This is a genomic window from Novosphingobium rhizovicinum, from assembly GCF_040813635.1.
GTDB classification, from domain to species: domain Bacteria; phylum Pseudomonadota; class Alphaproteobacteria; order Sphingomonadales; family Sphingomonadaceae; genus Novosphingobium; species Novosphingobium rhizovicinum.
In genome coordinates, this window is sequence record NZ_JBFNXR010000012.1 from 35,889 (window position 1) to 51,067 (window position 15,179).

13 protein-coding genes are annotated in these 15,179 nt (G+C 63.2%); 9 read left to right on the forward strand and 4 right to left on the reverse strand.

Annotated features, from left to right (window positions below; translation table 11 throughout):
- Nucleotides 1-24: 24 nt before the first annotated feature.
- Complete coding sequence (locus ABUH87_RS00420; RefSeq protein ID WP_367767798.1) at nt 25-1,008, forward strand: metal-dependent hydrolase; 984 nt, start codon at nt 25-27, stop codon at nt 1,006-1,008.
- On the opposite strand, the gene ABUH87_RS00425 is transcribed toward ABUH87_RS00420, so the two are convergent.
- The gene (locus ABUH87_RS00425) at nt 989-1,696 is read right to left on the reverse strand and encodes a phosphatase PAP2 family protein (RefSeq protein WP_367767800.1); all 708 of its coding nucleotides are present in this window, start codon (nt 1,694-1,696) and stop codon (nt 989-991) included. The genes ABUH87_RS00420 and ABUH87_RS00425 overlap by 20 nt on opposite strands.
- 41 nt (nt 1,697-1,737) lie before the next feature.
- On the opposite strand from ABUH87_RS00425, the gene ABUH87_RS00430 reads away from it, so the two are divergent.
- Nucleotides 1,738-3,120: a cryptochrome/photolyase family protein gene (locus ABUH87_RS00430; RefSeq protein WP_367767802.1), complete on the forward strand. Its 1,383-nt coding sequence runs from the start codon at nt 1,738-1,740 to the stop codon at nt 3,118-3,120.
- Nucleotides 3,121-3,170: 50 nt separating this feature from the next.
- On the forward strand, nt 3,171-4,481 hold the full coding sequence (locus ABUH87_RS00435) for a class I SAM-dependent methyltransferase (protein WP_367767804.1): 1,311 nt from the start codon (nt 3,171-3,173) through the stop codon (nt 4,479-4,481).
- Here the strand turns inward: ABUH87_RS00435 and ABUH87_RS00440 are convergent.
- The 3 genes from ABUH87_RS00440 to purF form a co-directional block, all read right to left on the reverse strand.
- On the reverse strand, nt 4,478-4,822 hold the full coding sequence (locus ABUH87_RS00440) for a PilZ domain-containing protein (RefSeq protein WP_367767806.1): 345 nt from the start codon (nt 4,820-4,822) through the stop codon (nt 4,478-4,480). The genes ABUH87_RS00435 and ABUH87_RS00440 overlap by 4 nt on opposite strands.
- A gap of 67 nt (nt 4,823-4,889) precedes the next feature.
- A complete protein-coding gene (locus ABUH87_RS00445) occupies nt 4,890-5,609 on the reverse strand; it encodes an SDR family NAD(P)-dependent oxidoreductase (protein WP_367767808.1) in 720 nt (239 codons plus the stop codon).
- Nucleotides 5,606-7,075 carry an amidophosphoribosyltransferase gene (gene purF / locus ABUH87_RS00450; protein ID WP_367767810.1) on the reverse strand — a complete coding sequence of 490 codons (1,470 nt, stop codon included), beginning with the start codon at nt 7,073-7,075 and terminating at the stop codon, nt 5,606-5,608. Before purF ends, ABUH87_RS00445 begins: the two co-directional genes overlap by 4 nt.
- Nucleotides 7,076-7,324: 249 nt before the next feature.
- On the opposite strand from purF, the gene ABUH87_RS00455 reads away from it, so the two are divergent.
- The 6 genes from ABUH87_RS00455 to dnaE all read left to right on the forward strand — a co-directional run bounded on the left by ABUH87_RS00455 (nt 7,325) and on the right by dnaE (nt 15,179).
- On the forward strand, nt 7,325-8,566 hold the full coding sequence (locus ABUH87_RS00455) for a lipoprotein-releasing ABC transporter permease subunit (protein WP_367767812.1): 1,242 nt from the start codon (nt 7,325-7,327) through the stop codon (nt 8,564-8,566).
- Nucleotides 8,559-9,248, forward strand: coding sequence for an ABC transporter ATP-binding protein (locus tag ABUH87_RS00460; RefSeq protein ID WP_367767814.1), 690 nt, complete (start codon nt 8,559-8,561; stop codon nt 9,246-9,248). Before ABUH87_RS00455 ends, ABUH87_RS00460 begins: the two co-directional genes overlap by 8 nt.
- A gap of 370 nt (nt 9,249-9,618) precedes the next feature.
- Complete coding sequence (locus ABUH87_RS00465; RefSeq protein ID WP_367767816.1) at nt 9,619-10,233, forward strand: outer membrane protein; 615 nt, start codon at nt 9,619-9,621, stop codon at nt 10,231-10,233.
- 370 nt (nt 10,234-10,603) lie between these two features.
- Complete coding sequence (locus ABUH87_RS00470) at nt 10,604-10,903, forward strand: hypothetical protein (protein WP_367767818.1); 300 nt, start codon at nt 10,604-10,606, stop codon at nt 10,901-10,903.
- A 152-nt stretch (nt 10,904-11,055) separates the two neighbouring features.
- Nucleotides 11,056-11,535, forward strand: coding sequence for a glutathione peroxidase (locus ABUH87_RS00475; RefSeq protein WP_367767820.1), 480 nt, complete (start codon nt 11,056-11,058; stop codon nt 11,533-11,535).
- Nucleotides 11,536-11,609: 74 nt separating this feature from the next.
- Nucleotides 11,610-15,179, forward strand: a complete 3,570-nt coding sequence (dnaE, locus tag ABUH87_RS00480) for a DNA polymerase III subunit alpha (protein ID WP_367767822.1) — start codon at nt 11,610-11,612, stop codon at nt 15,177-15,179.

Below are 15,179 nucleotides of genomic sequence, written 5' to 3' on the forward strand. Positions count from 1 at the left end.
CGTCCGGCTTGGTCCGTCGTCTGAATGGATAACGTTACTCACAGCCTTACCGGTTGGGCGCTCGCTGAAACCGGGCTGAAGCGGCGCACGCGCAAGGGCCTTGCGGCTTGTGTGCTGGGCGCCAACATGCCCGATATCGACGTATTCTTCGGGTGGGCGCCGTGGGCCTCTCTGGCGACCCACCGGGGCTTCACTCACGGGCTGGTGGGCGGCATGCTGCTGATGCCGCCGCTGCTTGCCGGTCTGCTCTGGCTGCTTGATTGCGTGCAGGTTTCCCGAGGCGTGCGGTTCAAGAGCGGGCTGCCGATGCACTTCGGCTGGCTGCTCGCGCTCTGCTATCTCGGCGCACTGACGCATCCGCTGCTGGACTGGCAGAATACATATGCCGTCCAGCTTTTGGCGCCGCTCAGCACACGCTGGTACCACAATGATGCGCTGTTCATCATCGACCCGTGGGTTCTACTAAGCCTGGCTCTCGGCATTTGGCTGGCGCGCAAGCGCCGCTGGCAAGGTCATGTGCGGTGGCCGGCAGTTGTCGCGCTCATCAGCATGGCGACATACATTTGCGTGAACGGAGCCATCTCGCAGCTGGCGCGGGGTGCTCCCGCCCGCGGCGCTCCTTACGCGCGACCGGAAGCGGTCTATGCCTCGCCCGATCCGCTGGCGTTCTGGCGCAGGACCGTGTTGTGGCGTCAGGACGGCATGATCGCACAGGGTCGGTTCGACCCCTTGCGGCGGCTGACCGAGTTGACGAGCTATACGCCGCCAAAGCCCGATGGTCTCAGCGCGCCGCTTGTCCGCAGGGCCATGACCGCAAACCGGGACGTGATTGATTACCTGCGCTGGTCCACGATGACGACCGCCCGGGTGGAGCGGAATGGTTGCCGTGCAACCGTGATCTTTGGCGACGAGCGGTTTCCCGATCAGATCGACGGCAGGAGCTTCATGGAGAGCGAGGCGACCATCGACACCTGCGCGGGGTCGCAAGTCAACGCGAAGACGCCGTAGCTTGTGCTGCGGCTCTTGCCGGCCGGTCGAGCAGGGCGGCCGCAAGGAATGCCCAGCCTGCACCACCCAGCCAGCCCGCGATCACGTCGCTGGGCCAATGCACTCCAAGCCATACTCGACTCCAGGCGATTATCATGCTGACGACGATGGCTGTCGATATGATGGTCAACCGAACCCGGCGCCTCGGACTCATGGGCGCAAAGGCAAGAGCGATGCTGATGTACACCACTGCGGCGCCGAAACTGTGACCGCTCGGAAAACTGTTGCCTCCCGCTTCCATCAAGTGAGGCACGATCTCCGGTCGGGCGCGCCCGACCAGGACCTTGAGGCCGCTGTTGACGAGCAACGCGAGCAGCACCGAAGCGGCAAGCAGGGCAGCCTCGCGGCGCAGGCGGAGGAAGAGCAGCGCGACGACTGCCATCAGCGCGAAGAGGTTGCGCAGCAGTGTGCCGCCGAGAGCGGTGATATCTCGCACCGCCTCAAGCAGCTTGCTCGGACCGGCGGGGTGCAGGTCGGGCCCGCGCCAGAACAGCAGGCCCGACTTGTCGATAAGCGTGGTGTGACCGCTCTGGACAGCCCAGACGACGACGGCGAAGCCGGTCCAGCACAGAGCGGCCGCTATTACGGCCTTGCGAGGGTCGATGCGATAGCTGCGCAGCGGTGGCATGGTCTGATGGGCTACGGCCATAGGGGCAAGGAACGCACCGCGCTCGTCCTCGTTGCGCGCGGATGAACGCGCCTCGTATCGTATGGCTGCGCCGCGACCTGCGGCTGGCCGATCAACCCGCCTTCTGTTCCGCTGCAGCGCAGGGGCCGGTGATCCCGGTCTACGTTCTGGACGACGCGCGCGCGGGTGAGCGGCAGCTGGGCGGTGCCGCCCGATGGTGGCTGCATGGTAGCTTGAAAGCGTTTGGTCGAGAGGTGGAGCGTCACGGCCTGCGGCTCATCCTGCGGCGGGGTGATTGCGTCAAGCAGATCCTGGACCTGGTGACGGAAACGGGCGCGAGCGGGGTGGACGCGATCCGCCACTACGAGCCCTGGTGGCGCGAAGCGGAAGAGGAGCTGGGACGCCAGACCGACCTCCAACTGCACGACGGCAACTACCTTGCGCCACCCGGCCTCGTCACCACCGGCACCGGGTCTCCGTTCAAGATTTACACGCCGTTCGCCCGTGCTTTGCTGCGACTGCTTCCGCTGCGCGATCCTTTGCCTGTGCCAGCGATCACTGCTCCGGAGGCGTGGCCAGGTTCCGACAGCCTTGTCTCGTGGGACTTGAGGCCAGGCAACCCCGACTGGGCGGCAGGCTTTCGCGACGCGTGGGAGCCGGGCGAAGAGGCTGCGCATGCGCAGCTCGACGACTTCGTAGAGCGTGCCGACGCCTACGAAGAGGAACGCAATAGGCCATCCGTCGATGGCACCTCGCGCCTCTCGCCACACCTGCAATGGGGAGAAATATCGCCGACCCAGGTGTGGCATGCGCTCGATGGGCAGCGTGGCACGGGCGCGGATACGTTCCGCGGCGAGGTCATCTGGCGTGACTATGCGCAGAACGTCATTCATCAGTTTCCCCGCTATCCAGAGAGCAGCTATCGCGATGTGTTCGAACGCTTCGGGTGGCGAGATCCGCAAAAAAGCGAGTCAGCTGCGGCGGATCTCAGGGCATGGCAGCGGGGGCGGACCGGATATCCCATCGTGGATGCAGGCATGCGCCAGCTTTGGACGACGGGATGGATGCACAACCGCGTAAGGATGATTGCGGCAAGCTTCCTGATCAAACACCTGTTGATCGACTGGCGCCACGGTGAGCGCTGGTTCTGGGACACGCTGGTGGATGCGGACTATGCCAACAACGGGGTGAATTGGCAGTGGGTGTCCGGCTCCGGTGTGGATTCGAACATGTTCCCCCGGATCATGGCGCCGCTCAGCCAGTCGGAGAAGTTCGACGCCGCCGCCTATATCCGTGAGTGGGTTCCGGAACTGGCTGGCCTTGAAGACGCGGAGATCCACGATCCAGCTGACTCCCGCCGGCGCAATGGCTACCCGGTGAAACGTATCGACCACAAGGCCGCACGGGAGAGGGCGCTGTCTGCCTACCGCGCCGCCAAAGGCTGAACGGAGAGCTGCCGATTGATACTGCCGAAAGCTGGCGGCATACTGCCTCTATGAACGCGCAGGTTCCGGGCAGAGGAAGCGAGCTCGTCGCAGGTGGGCGTCGGCTGAGAGTCGGACCGCAGTGGCTCGCGCGGCTCTGGTCAGGCGGGATGCACCGCGTGCTCGATCGCATCGACGCCGGTCTTGAACGCGGGTCCATCATGGCGACTCTGCCCGACGGAAGCGCTCGGCTGCTCGGGGGAAAGGAACCCGGCTTCGACGCTGTCGTGGAACTGCGGAGCGCGCGTGCGTTGCTGCGCCTCGCCACCGGCGGCTCCGTGGGGTGGTATCAGGCGTGGGAAGCGGGCGAGTGGACCAGCCCCGATCCTGTGCCGCTTTTCGCGTTGTTCATGGACAATGCCGTTGCGCTTGGAAACGCGGCGCGTGCGCGCGGACCCTGGCGGCTCGCGGCCCGGTTGCTCCACCGCCTCCACCGCAATTCACGCAAGGGCGCGAAGCGGAACATCCACGCGCATTACGATCTGGGCAACGACTTCTATGCCCAGTGGCTTGGGCCGACGATGATCTACTCGAGCGCCCTATTTGATCAACAGAGACCTCTGTCCGAAGCGGAGCCGCAATTCGAAGATGAATTGGAGCTCGGCCAACTGAACAAGCTGGCAGCGCTGAAAGCACGGCTCGCACTCAAGCCGGGAGCCCGCGTGCTGGAGATCGGCTGCGGCTGGGGCGCGCTCGCTGCGCATCTGGCGCAGGAATGCGCAGCGAGCGTGGACGCGATCAGTCTGTCCGACGAGCAACTCGCCTTCGCTGCCGCGCACTGGCACCCGCCGCGGGGCGCGGTCCACTTCCGCAAACAGGACTACCGCGACACCACCGGTACTTACGATGCGGTGGTGAGCGTCGAGATGGTTGAAGCGGTAGGCCGGGAGTATTGGGGTGAGTTCCTTGACTGCATCGCCCGTAGCCTCAAGCCCGGCGGTCGCGCGGCGCTTCAGTACATCGCGCTCAAGGATGAGATCTTCGAAAGTTATGCGCGCAGCGCCGACTTCATCCAGGCCTACGTATTTCCCGGCGGCATGCTGCTCAACGAAGAGGAGTTCCGGGGCCTGGCAGAAGTGCGCGGTCTGCAGTGGCAAGATCGCCGCTGTTTCGGCAAGGACTACGCCCGCACGCTTGCCATATGGCGCAAGCGGTTCGACGATGCGGTGGAGGAGGGGCGCCTGCCTCTTGGCTTCGATGAGCGCTTCGTAAGGCTCTGGCGCTATTATCTGATGTACTGCGAAGGCGGTTTTCTAGGCGGCGGGATAGACGTCGCACAGGTGACGCTGGTCAAGGCAGCCCCACCTCAGGTGCCGCACTAACCCTGATAGAGCGAGACACCCCGCCAACGGGTGAGGATCGTTTCGTGGATGACCGGGCTGAGCAGCCGCTCGAACGCGCACCCTACCAATCCTTGTTCCCACCAGACCACACGCGCCTGCATCGATTCCATCCCTGGCATGGTCAGCCAGCAAATGCCTCCAACCGGCAAGCGTGAGATGGCGGTGGCTGAAAACCCCGAAAGGGAAAGGTCCCGGACGACGGTCTGAAAGCGGCGGCCTCCCGCCGGGCGCAGAGTCGCCGGCAGGGACAGCTTTGTGCGCGGAGCGCTACGATCTTCCTGGGCGGCGAAGGCGTACCTGTCGCTTTGCTCGCTGGTCATGACTGCGGACCCGATTCCTTTGGACAGCTTTGCTAACGAAAGCTGCTCCTAAAAGGTTGATACGGTCCTAACGGGCAGGGTTAACCGTCTCGCGGTGGCGGGTCGCAAATGGTTCTGCAAGAAGAGAAACAATGCGTTCAGAGACCGCTTCGGGAGCCTTGACGGAGGCGGGGTCTTCTCCCGGGTAAGCCCGAGCACGCATCGCCGTGCGCGTTGCGCCGGGGTTAACGATGGCCACGCGGACCTTGGAGATATTTGCCACTTCCTGTGCGTGGCAGTCCAGCAGGACTTCGAACGCGGCCTTGGTGGAGGCATAGGCCCCCCAGAAAGCACGCGGCGCCTGGGCAACCGTGCTGGTAAGGCCGATAATGCGTCCGTCCGAACTGGCCCGCAGGAGCCGGTCGAAGTTCGCGATCAACGTTTGTGTGGCGAGGACGTTGACGGTCAGCGCCTTGTTCCAGGCCTTCTGGTCGATATCTGCCACGGAAGTCAGTTCCGGCAGGACCGCCGCGTTGATCACCAGGATGTCGAGCTTGTCCCAGCGCTGCGCAACAGCCGCCGCAAGTCGAGCGATCCCGTCCGGCTGTGCCAGATCCACCGGCGCGATGGTGGCCGAGCCACCGGACTCGAATATCTCCTGCTCGATAGCCTCAAGCGCGGCAGCATCGCGTGCGGTCAGAATCACATGCGCGCCCGCGGCGGCAAGAGCCTTCGCCGTCGCAGCGCCGATGCCCCGGCTCGCGCCGGTTACCAGCGCGGTCTGGCCCTGAAAATCGGGAGTGCTCACGCGACTTTGTTGACCGGCAACGTCAGCAGATCGGGCGCATCGCGATCCGCAAGATCAGTAAGACTGGTGGGGTATTCGCCTGTAAAGCAGGCGTCGCAGAACTGCGGGCGTCCATGGTTCCGTCCCGCTTCGCCGACGGCCCGATAGAGACCGTCGATGGACACAAACGCGAGACTGTCCGCCTTGATGAAGGCTGCCATCGCCTCGGTATCCATGTTCGCGGCAAGCAGCTTCGAGCGTTCCGGCGTATCGACGCCGTAGAAGCAGGAATGGCCGGTAGGCGGGCTGGCGATGCGCATGTGCACTTCGGCCGCTCCGGCATCGCGCATCATATCCACGATCTTCATCGAAGTCGTGCCGCGCACGATCGAGTCGTCGATGAGGATGATGCGCTTGCCTTCCACGATCGCGCGGTTCGCGTTGTGCTTGCGCTTCACGCCAGCGTGACGTGCGCCTTCCGACGGCTGGATGAACGTGCGGCCCACGTAGTGCGAGCGGATAATCCCCAGCTCGAAGGGAATACCCGATTCCTGCGCATATCCGATTGCCGCCGGCACGCCGCTGTCCGGCACGGGGATGACGATGTCAGCGTCCGCTGGCGATTCCTTGGCGAGTTCCACCCCGATCTGCTTGCGCACCGAATAGACGGAGCGCCCGTCCATCACGGAATCAGGGCGGCTGAAATAGACGTGTTCGAAAATGCAGGGACGTGGCGAGATGTTGCCGAACGGGCGGTGGCTGGAAACGGTGCCCTTGTGGTCAACCTGGACCAGTTCGCCCGGCTCGATCGAGCGGACGAACTCGGCGCCCACGACGTCCAGAGCAACGGTTTCGCTCGCGAAGACTGTCGCTTCACCCAATCGGCCCATAACGAGCGGACGGATGCCCAGCGGGTCGCGGCAGGCGATCATGCCCTGATCTGTCATGCAGATGAGCGAGTAAGCGCCCTCTACCATGCGCAGCGCGTCCACGAAGCGGTCCAGCAGTGTCGGGTACCGGCTGGTGGCGACCAGATGGATGATCACTTCGGTGTCTGAGGTCGACTGGAAGATGGCTCCGCGCCGGACCAGTTCGCGCCGCAGAGTGGTTGCGTTGGAAATGTTGCCGTTGTGAGCGATCGAGAACCCGCCGGTCGACAGATCAGCAAACAGTGGCTGTACGTTGCGCAAGCCAGAGCCGCCCGTCGTGGAATACCGGACGTGGCCAGAAGCCATCTCACCCGGGAGGGTCTCACCCAGGTCTTTTTCCGAAAACACCTGCGCGACATGACCGATCCCGCGGCGGGAGTAGAACTCCTTGCCATCATAGGTCGTGATGCCGACGGCCTCCTGGCCCCGGTGTTGCAAAGCGTGCAGTCCCAGTGCGGCGATATTCACCGCTTCACGGGCGCCAATGACGCCGAAGACGCCGCATTCCTCGCGCAGTTTGTCACCGTCGGGATCACGGAAAGGATGTGTCAAGTTCATGAAGTTTTTCGGCCCGCGTGACGCGTGGTTGCTGGTGGGGCATGTGATGGATGTCGGGCCAAATTGCAAGGGGGCCAGATCGGCAACGCTCCGGAAGAATGGCATTCTCGTGACAAGCCGCTCTCATTTTGCCGGGAACTGCCTCGATCTGGCGCCGTTTCCCAGCCGCACCGGGATGGGCGTGCTTGCCACTCCTGCACCGACCACCTATTCGCCACGCTCTGGCATTGACATCACGGACCATCGCGCTTGCTGCTTTCCCCTTTTGAATGGATGATCGCCAAGCGCTACATGCTGCCGGGCAGGGGCGAGGCGTTCATAGCGCTTGTTGCCGGGATCAGCCTGGTCGCGGTCATGCTGGGAGTCGCCGCTCTCGTCATCGTCATGAGCGTGATGAATGGCTTTCGTGCCGAACTGTTCGACAAGATCGTCGGGCTGAACGGCCATGCCATCGTGCAGGCGTACGGCGGTCGGCTCGATAATTGGGAGGAAGTGCTGGAGGACGTGCGCAAGACGCCAGGCGTCACGCGTGCCTCCCCGCTGATCGAGCAGCCGCTGCTTGCGACGTTCAACGGTCGGGTTGAAGCCATTCTCGTGCGCGGCAATACGCAGGAGGACATCGCCCGTATCAAGCCGCAGGTGACGGCTGGCAGCCTTGCGCCTCTGCGTCCGGGCGGAGATATGGTCGCGATCGGCTCGCGGCTCGCGCAGAACCTTGGTGTGCAGGTGGGCGACACGATCACGGTAATCAATCCGCAAGGGCGCGCCACCCCCTTCGGCACGGTGCCGCGTCAGATCGGCTATCAGGTCGCAGCCATCTTCGAGATTGGCGTCTATGACTACGACCAGGCCTTCGTGGTCATGCCAATCCCCGACGCGCAGACGCTCCTGCTGACGGGCGACACGATAGGCATGATCGAGATCACGACGACCGATCCCGACAATGTAGAGGCAATTCTCGCCCCGCTGGAACGCAAGCTGGCTGGTCAAGCGATCGTCACCAGCTGGAAGACGATTAACGCTTCCTTGTTCGAAGCCTTGGCCGTCGAGCGGGTGGCAATGTTCGTGGTGCTTTCGATCATCGTCCTGGTCGCGGTTTTCAATATCCTCTCGTCGCTCATCATGCTGGTGCGGGCCAAAACCCGCGACATCGCGATCCTGCGCACGATGGGGGCGACGCGGCGCTCTCTGATGAAGATCTTCGTCACCGCCGGCTTCCTCATCGGAGCGCTTGGCACGGGTGCTGGGGTACTTCTGGGGTTCGTATTCCTGTTCTTCCGCCAGCCGATCGTACGCGGCGTGGAGATCCTCACCGGGCAGAACCTTTGGGATCCATCGATCCGTTTCCTGACGGAGCTGCCGAGCCGGACCGATCCTGTCGAGGTGGCGGTGATCTGCGTCCTTGCTTTAGTCTTGAGCTTTCTTGCCACGCTCTATCCGGCCTCGCGTGCGGCAAGCACCGACCCTGTGCAGGTGCTTCGCTATGAATAATCCGGTGGTGGTTCTCGATCAGCTGACACGCAGCTTTGAGCAGGGCGGCGTTCGGATCGATGTGTTGCGCGGCGCCAATCTTGCGATAGGCCCCGGAGAGATCGTGGCGCTGCTGGGCCCCTCCGGTTCCGGTAAGTCTACGATGTTGCAGGCCATCGGCCTTCTTGAAGGCGGGTTTGGCGGACAGATAGAGATTGCCGGCATCGATGCGTCTCGCCTGGGCAAGGACCAGCGAGCTGCGGTTCGCCGGGATCACATCGGTTTCATCTATCAGTTCCACCACTTGCTGCCCGACTTCTCCGCGATTGAAAATGTCGTCTTGCCCCAGCTCGTCGCTGGCAAGGCGCACGAGCGGGCCCAGGCGCGTGCGATCGAATTGCTCACCGCGCTCGGTTTGGAGCATAGGTTGGAGCACCGGCCCAGTCAGCTGTCGGGCGGCGAGCAACAGCGCGTTGCCGTAGCGCGTGCATTGGCGAACAAGCCGCAGCTTGTGCTTGCCGACGAACCTACAGGAAATCTGGACGAGACAACGGCCGACCGGGTGCTCGGCCAATTTCTCGAGCTGGTTCGCGGTGAAGGGTCCTCCGCGCTCGTGGCGACGCACAATGAGCGTCTGGCCGCAGCGATGGATCGCGTCGTGCGCATCCACGATGGGGTGCTGGAAGAGATCTTACCGGCCTGAGCGTGTTCGTGCTGGCCTGTAAGAATATTCAGGTTCCCACTTGCAGACTGTCATGCGTCCGCGCTTCCGAAGCTGGATTCGTCCCGACGCCTCTGGGTGATCCTGGCAGACACGGTGCGCATGCCGGTTTCAGCTTGCCAGCCTGAATCGCGCAGGTGCACGCGGCGTGGCGTGCGAGAAGAGCGGAGCCAGCAAGTGCCTGTAGGTGAACAGAATATCTCGGAACGAACAGCCGCGCTTCGCGTCGCAGTTGCTGTACCTATGTTGCACCTATGCAACACTCTGGCGACTGCGTAGTCCTAGCGTGTTTTCACCGGCAACCGAATGATGCAGGGCGAGTTTTGCAGCCGAAAGTTCAAGGAAGGGACCTATGAAAAACAAGATCGCTCTGTTCGCCGCACTCGTTGCAAGCACCGCCGCCGCACAGCCTGCGCTCGCACAGGACGCCACCACTGGCGGGGGCACCACGTTCCGCGGCATTCGCGTTGAGGCAAACGCTGGCTGGGATCGTTTCCAGTCGGAAGGCACCAACAACGAGAAGTTCGGCTATGGCGGTACTCTCGGTTTTGACGGCACCATCGGCGAGCGCTTCGTGATCGGTGCAGAAGGCAGCTACTGGCGTGCCAACAAGTGGACCGAGAACTGCTCGACCGCTGCTGACACCACCAACGTGTGCCGCAAGGCGTTCGAAGAGTGGGGTGCGGCTGTCCGCGCCGGCGTACTCGCCACTCCGGACCTTCTGATCTTCGCGAAGGGCGGCTACGTCAATTCCGAGCAGCGCAAGCGCATCACCACGGCAGCTGGCGCGCCGCTCGTTTACGACACCTACCGTTCGGACGGCTATCAGGTCGGCGGCGGTGCCGAGTACACGCTGACGCAGACCTCGCTCCCGGTGTACGTCAATGCACAGTACGTCTTCTCGGACTATCACGGCCATTCCTCGCGCCACCGCGTGATGGGCGGCATCGGCGTCCGCTTCAAGTAAGGCGAGGCCTCTTGCCCTGGCGTGCTCCGCTCTCTTGGTAGTGGAGGGGCATTCCGAGGCGTGAAGCGCCCGAATGACGTTTGAAGGTAAAGGCGGCGCGAGCTCTACGGCTGGATCGGTCCTCCCGTACAAGGCTCCGCCGCCTTTGCTGCTTCATGGCCCCAAGCGAACATGCTTTGAGGCTGACCATGAGGCTCCCCTTCCGTGGAACCCCTCCGCATTCCAGCGGTTCTTGCCTTGTAGCAGCGCAAAGGGGGGCTCACTGCGATATCGCTTCGCGAGTCGACCCTGGCCGAGTAATCGCGCCGTCCCGCGGCGTGGCTCGGAAAGGCGCTCTGGTTAAGAGCATTTCCAGAAGAGGAGACCGCCCATGAGTGACAATCCGACGACCATCCAGGCCGGCCCCGCAGGTGCGGCGCGCGTGGGCTGGGATGACGCAGCCCAGCTGCACAAGTGCGAGGATGGCGGCGGCATTTTCCACCGCTTCAAGACGATCCGGAACGGCTCGCTTGCCGAACTCGTCGCGTTCGTCATGAGCTTGCCGGAAGACCAGCAGGATGACTATGGCATCCTCAAGGAGGGTGATCACCGCATGAAGATCGGTGAGATCCGCAACCTGTGGCGGCGCGATGATTTTCCAGCCGAACACAAGACTGCTCATCGAAGCTGAGCTTCGCTTCGCCCCTATCTGCACATATGTGCGGTTGAATGCTAAACGATTGATCAGTAACGCAAAGCCATGCCGCTTACTGTGTGCGGCGAGTAATGAATAATGTGCCGACATACTCTTCAGCATTGCGAGCTACTGAACGCGCCAAGATCATGACCACGATTGCGGATTTTGAAGTCGTAGCGGGTTCAGGTGCACCGCTGCCGCTGGCTGCCAAAGCCGGAAAGGTGCTGCTTGTGGTGAACACTGCCAGCAAGTGCGGCTTCACGCCTCAGTACCAGGGTCTCGAGATGCTGTGGCAGCAATTTGGCGGACTGGGGTTCGAGGTGCTCGCGTTCCCCTGCAATCAGTTCGGCCATCAGGAGCCTGGCAGCGACGAGGTGATCGCCACGTTTTGCGACATTCACTTCGGTCTCAGTTTCCCACTCATGGCGAAAGTAGACGTCAACGGGCCGACCGCCATTCCGCTGTATGACTGGCTGAAGAAAGAAGCCCCGGGCTTGTGGGGCAGCCGCGCCATCAAGTGGAACTTCACGAAGTTCCTGATTGGGCGCGACGGTCGGGTTGTCCGGCGATATGGGCCCACCACCAAGCCCGAGAAGATCGCCCGCGACATCGAGGCGCTGCTTTAGCCCGCGCCTGCTTTCCCCGTCTTTTGTAGCGTCGGCTTATTGAACGGCGGGTTTGCTGAGGCCACAATCCATCAATGCCCTTCGCAAAATTCGTCCCCCTCCGAATCTTCTCGAGCTTCAGCATGCTCGATGGGGCCATCGAGCCCAAGGCCATTGCAAGACTGGCCAAGGAGCGGAAGTTCCCGGCCATTGCGATTTGTGACCGCAACGGGCTCTATGGCTCGGTCGCGTTCGCGGCGGCGTGCCGTGGGGCAGGCGTGCAGCCGATCATCGGGACGTTCCTTGCCGTTGCCAGACCTGAGGCCGCCAGCCAGGGCAGCGAAGCGCCGATCGACTGGCTGGCCTTGTTCGCCCAGAACGAGACGGGTTGGAACAACCTGTGTCATCTCGTCAGCCGTGCGCACCTTGACCGGCCGCTGGAGCTTGATCCGCATGTGGAACTGGCGGACCTCGACGGGCACTCGGACGGCCTGATTTGTCTGACTGCGGCGGGCGAGGGAGCCATCGCCCGACTGCTCGCAGAGGATCGGCCCGAGGCGGCGCAGCGGTACTGCGACCGGTTGCAGGATCTGTTCGCCGGCCGGCTCTACATCGAGGTCGCTCGCACCGGCGATCCGATAGAGGATGCTTCCGAGGACGCGCTGATCGACCTTGCCTACGCGCGCGACCTGCCGCTGGTTGCGACAAACCCGGCTCAGTTCGCCGAAAGACACTTCCACGCTGCGCACGATGCCATGCTCTGCATTGCGAATTCTACGCACGTGGATGCCTCCGATCGGCCACGCTCATCACAGGAACGCTGGGTTAAGCCCGCCGACATGATGGCGGATATGTTTTCCGATCTCCCGGAGGCGATGGCCAATACGCTTGTCGTGGCGCAGCGGTGCGCGTTCGCGCCGCCGAAGCGGAAGCCTATCCTCCCCAGTCTCGCGGGTGACAAGGAGGGCGAGGAGCGCATGCTGGTGCGGGATGCGCGCATGGGCCTGGCCCGCCGGCTCGCTCCTTATTGGCCTGAAACGACTCTCGAGGATCTGAACGCGGTTCTCACTCTCCCCGAAGGTGAGCGTCGCGCCGAGTGGGAAAGCCGGCTCTTACCGCAGGGCGTTGCCGAAGAGTTCCTCGATTACGCCAGCCGGTTGGACTTTGAGACCGGGATTATCATCCGCATGGGCTTCCCCGGCTACTTCCTGATCGTTGCCGACTTCATCAAGTGGGCCAAGGACAACGGCATTCCGGTGGGGCCGGGGCGCGGCTCGGGTGCCGGTTCGCTCGTGGCATGGGCGCTCACCATCACCGATCTCGATCCGCTCAAGCTTGGATTGCTGTTCGAACGCTTCCTTAATCCCGAGCGCGTCTCGATGCCGGACTTCGACATCGACTTCTGCGAAACCCGCCGCGGCGAGGTGATCCGCTACGTGCAGGCGAAGTACGGACACGATCACGTCGCGCAGATCATCACCTTCGGCAAGATGAAGGCACGCGCTGTGCTCCGCGATTGCGGGCGCATCCTGCAGATGGGGTATGGCCGGGTCGACTCGCTGTGCAAGATGGTGCCCAACCATCCCACCGATCCCTGGACCCTCGACCGCGCGGTGAACGGCGCCGCCGACTTCCGGCGCGAGTACGACAACGACAACGAGGTCAAACGCCTGGTCGACCTTGCGCGCCAGCTCGAAGGCTTGCCGCGCAACTCATCGACGCACGCCGCCGGCGTGGTGATCGGCGACCGGCCATTGTCGAAGCTCGTCCCGCTCTACCGCGATCCGCGTTCGGACATGCCGGTGACGCAGTTCGACATGAAGTATGTCGAAGACTCGGGACTCATCAAGTTCGACTTCCTGGGCCTCAAGACTCTCTCGGTGCTGCGCAAGGCGACCGATCTGCTGGAGCGGCGCGGCATCCACATCGATCTGTCCTCACTGTCTTGGGACGATCCTGGCGTTTACGAGTTGCTCAAGCGAGGCGACACAGTTGGTGTGTTCCAGCTGGAATCGGAAGGCATGCGCCGTACGCTGGCCGCGGTGAAGCCTACCAATTTCGGTGACATCATCGCGCTCGTGTCGCTCTATCGGCCGGGCCCGATGGACAACATCCCGCTGTTCGGGCAGCGGAAGAATGGCCTTGCGAGCATCGAGTACCCACACCCGAAGCTGGAAGGCATTCTTTCCGAGACCTACGGGATCTTCGTCTATCAGGAACAGGTCATGCAGGCCGCGCAGATCCTGGCGGGCTACTCGCTGGGTGACGCCGACCTTCTGCGTCGCGCCATGGGCAAGAAAGTCCAGGCCGAGATGGACGCGCAGCGTCAGCGCTTCGTCGACGGCTGCAAGGCAAACTCGGACATCGATAAGGCCAAAGCCAACGAGCTGTTCGACTTGATCGACAAGTTTGCGGGGTACGGCTTCAACAAATCGCACGCTGCCGCCTACGCACTGCTTGCCTACCACACGGCATGGCTCAAGGCGCACTATCCGCATGAGTTCTACGCCGCTTCGATGTGCTTCGACATGCATCAGTCGGAGAAGCTCGCAGTCTTCGTGGACGATGCGCGCAGGAACGGGATCGAACTGGCGGCGCCGGACATCAATATGTCAGAGGCCGAGTTTTCCGTTGAAGAGACGCCCGACAGCCACGCGGTGCGCTATGCCCTCGCCGGCATCCGCAACGTGGGTGAGAAAGCGATGGAGGCGATCGTTGCCGAGCGCGAGGCGAACGGGAAGTTCGTCTCTCTGGACGACGTTTTTCGCCGCGCTCCGGCGGGATCCATGAACCGCCGTCAGCTGGAAAGTCTTGCTGCTGCGGGCGGTTTCGACAGTCTTGAGCCGAACCGGGCCAAAGTGCTGGCGAACGCCGACACGCTGCTGGCGGAGGCCGACCGCTCCTCGCGTGAGCGCACCAGCAATCAAGGCGGCCTGTTCGGCGGGGACGGACATGTGGAGCAGGCCCTGCGGCTGGTGGATTGTCCGCCATGGAGCCGCCAGGATCAGATGGCCAAGGAGCGCGAGAATTTCGGCTTCTACTTTGCCGCCCACCCGGTCGAACAATGGCGCATGGTGGCGTCCGCGAACGGTGCACGCACGCATGCCAGCCTGATCGCCGGCGGGGCCACGGGCAGGGCAGCTGCGGTAATGGCGGCCCTCGTTGAGAACGTCCAGAAGCGCAAGACCCGCAAGGGCAAGGACTTCGTAATGGCGGATTTCTCCGATCAGTCGGGGCAGTTCACCGCGTCCTGCTTCGAGGAGAGCCTGGTGGAGAACTTCGTCCGGTGGGCGAAGGAGGGCACCTGCGTGCTGCTCAACGTGGAACTCGACAGCCCCAGTGCGGATGAGCCGCCACGGGTGACCGTACGTGGGGCGCGGCCACTGGCGGAGGTGAAGGCAGACGCGCGCATGGTGCTGACGCTCGACATCGAGCGGGTGGAGGCCGTGGGCGAACTTGCTCTGCTGCTGCGGCCGGGCGCAAAGGGCTGCGGAGAAGTCATCGCGCGGTTGCGGCTCGGTGAGCACCGCTACCAAAAGGTCCGGCTGGGCCGCGACTTTGCGCTTGATGGTGATTTTGCCGAGCAGTTAGCGCAAGTGGATGGGCTTTCGGAGATTTCCCTCACGGCGCGTCGCGCAGGTGATCACCTGCGCCTGGTGGCGTAA

Excerpts from the sequence above, each read along its gene's own strand:
- ABUH87_RS00420 (WP_367767798.1), top strand. The coding sequence starts at position 25 with ATGGATAACGTTACTCACAGCCTTACCGGTTGGGCGCTCGCTGAAACC.
- ABUH87_RS00425 (WP_367767800.1), bottom strand. The coding sequence starts at position 1,696 with ATGGCCGTAGCCCATCAGACCATGCCACCGCTGCGCAGCTATCGCATC.
- ABUH87_RS00430 (WP_367767802.1), top strand. The coding sequence starts at position 1,738 with ATGAACGCGCCTCGTATCGTATGGCTGCGCCGCGACCTGCGGCTGGCC.
- ABUH87_RS00435 (WP_367767804.1), top strand. The coding sequence starts at position 3,171 with ATGAACGCGCAGGTTCCGGGCAGAGGAAGCGAGCTCGTCGCAGGTGGG.
- ABUH87_RS00440 (WP_367767806.1), bottom strand. The coding sequence starts at position 4,822 with ATGACCAGCGAGCAAAGCGACAGGTACGCCTTCGCCGCCCAGGAAGAT.
- purF (WP_367767810.1), bottom strand. The coding sequence starts at position 7,075 with ATGAACTTGACACATCCTTTCCGTGATCCCGACGGTGACAAACTGCGC.
- ABUH87_RS00460 (WP_367767814.1), top strand. The coding sequence starts at position 8,559 with ATGAATAATCCGGTGGTGGTTCTCGATCAGCTGACACGCAGCTTTGAG.
- ABUH87_RS00465 (WP_367767816.1), top strand. The coding sequence starts at position 9,619 with ATGAAAAACAAGATCGCTCTGTTCGCCGCACTCGTTGCAAGCACCGCC.
- ABUH87_RS00470 (WP_367767818.1), top strand. The coding sequence starts at position 10,604 with ATGAGTGACAATCCGACGACCATCCAGGCCGGCCCCGCAGGTGCGGCG.
- ABUH87_RS00475 (WP_367767820.1), top strand. The coding sequence starts at position 11,056 with ATGACCACGATTGCGGATTTTGAAGTCGTAGCGGGTTCAGGTGCACCG.
- dnaE (WP_367767822.1), top strand. The coding sequence starts at position 11,610 with ATGCCCTTCGCAAAATTCGTCCCCCTCCGAATCTTCTCGAGCTTCAGC.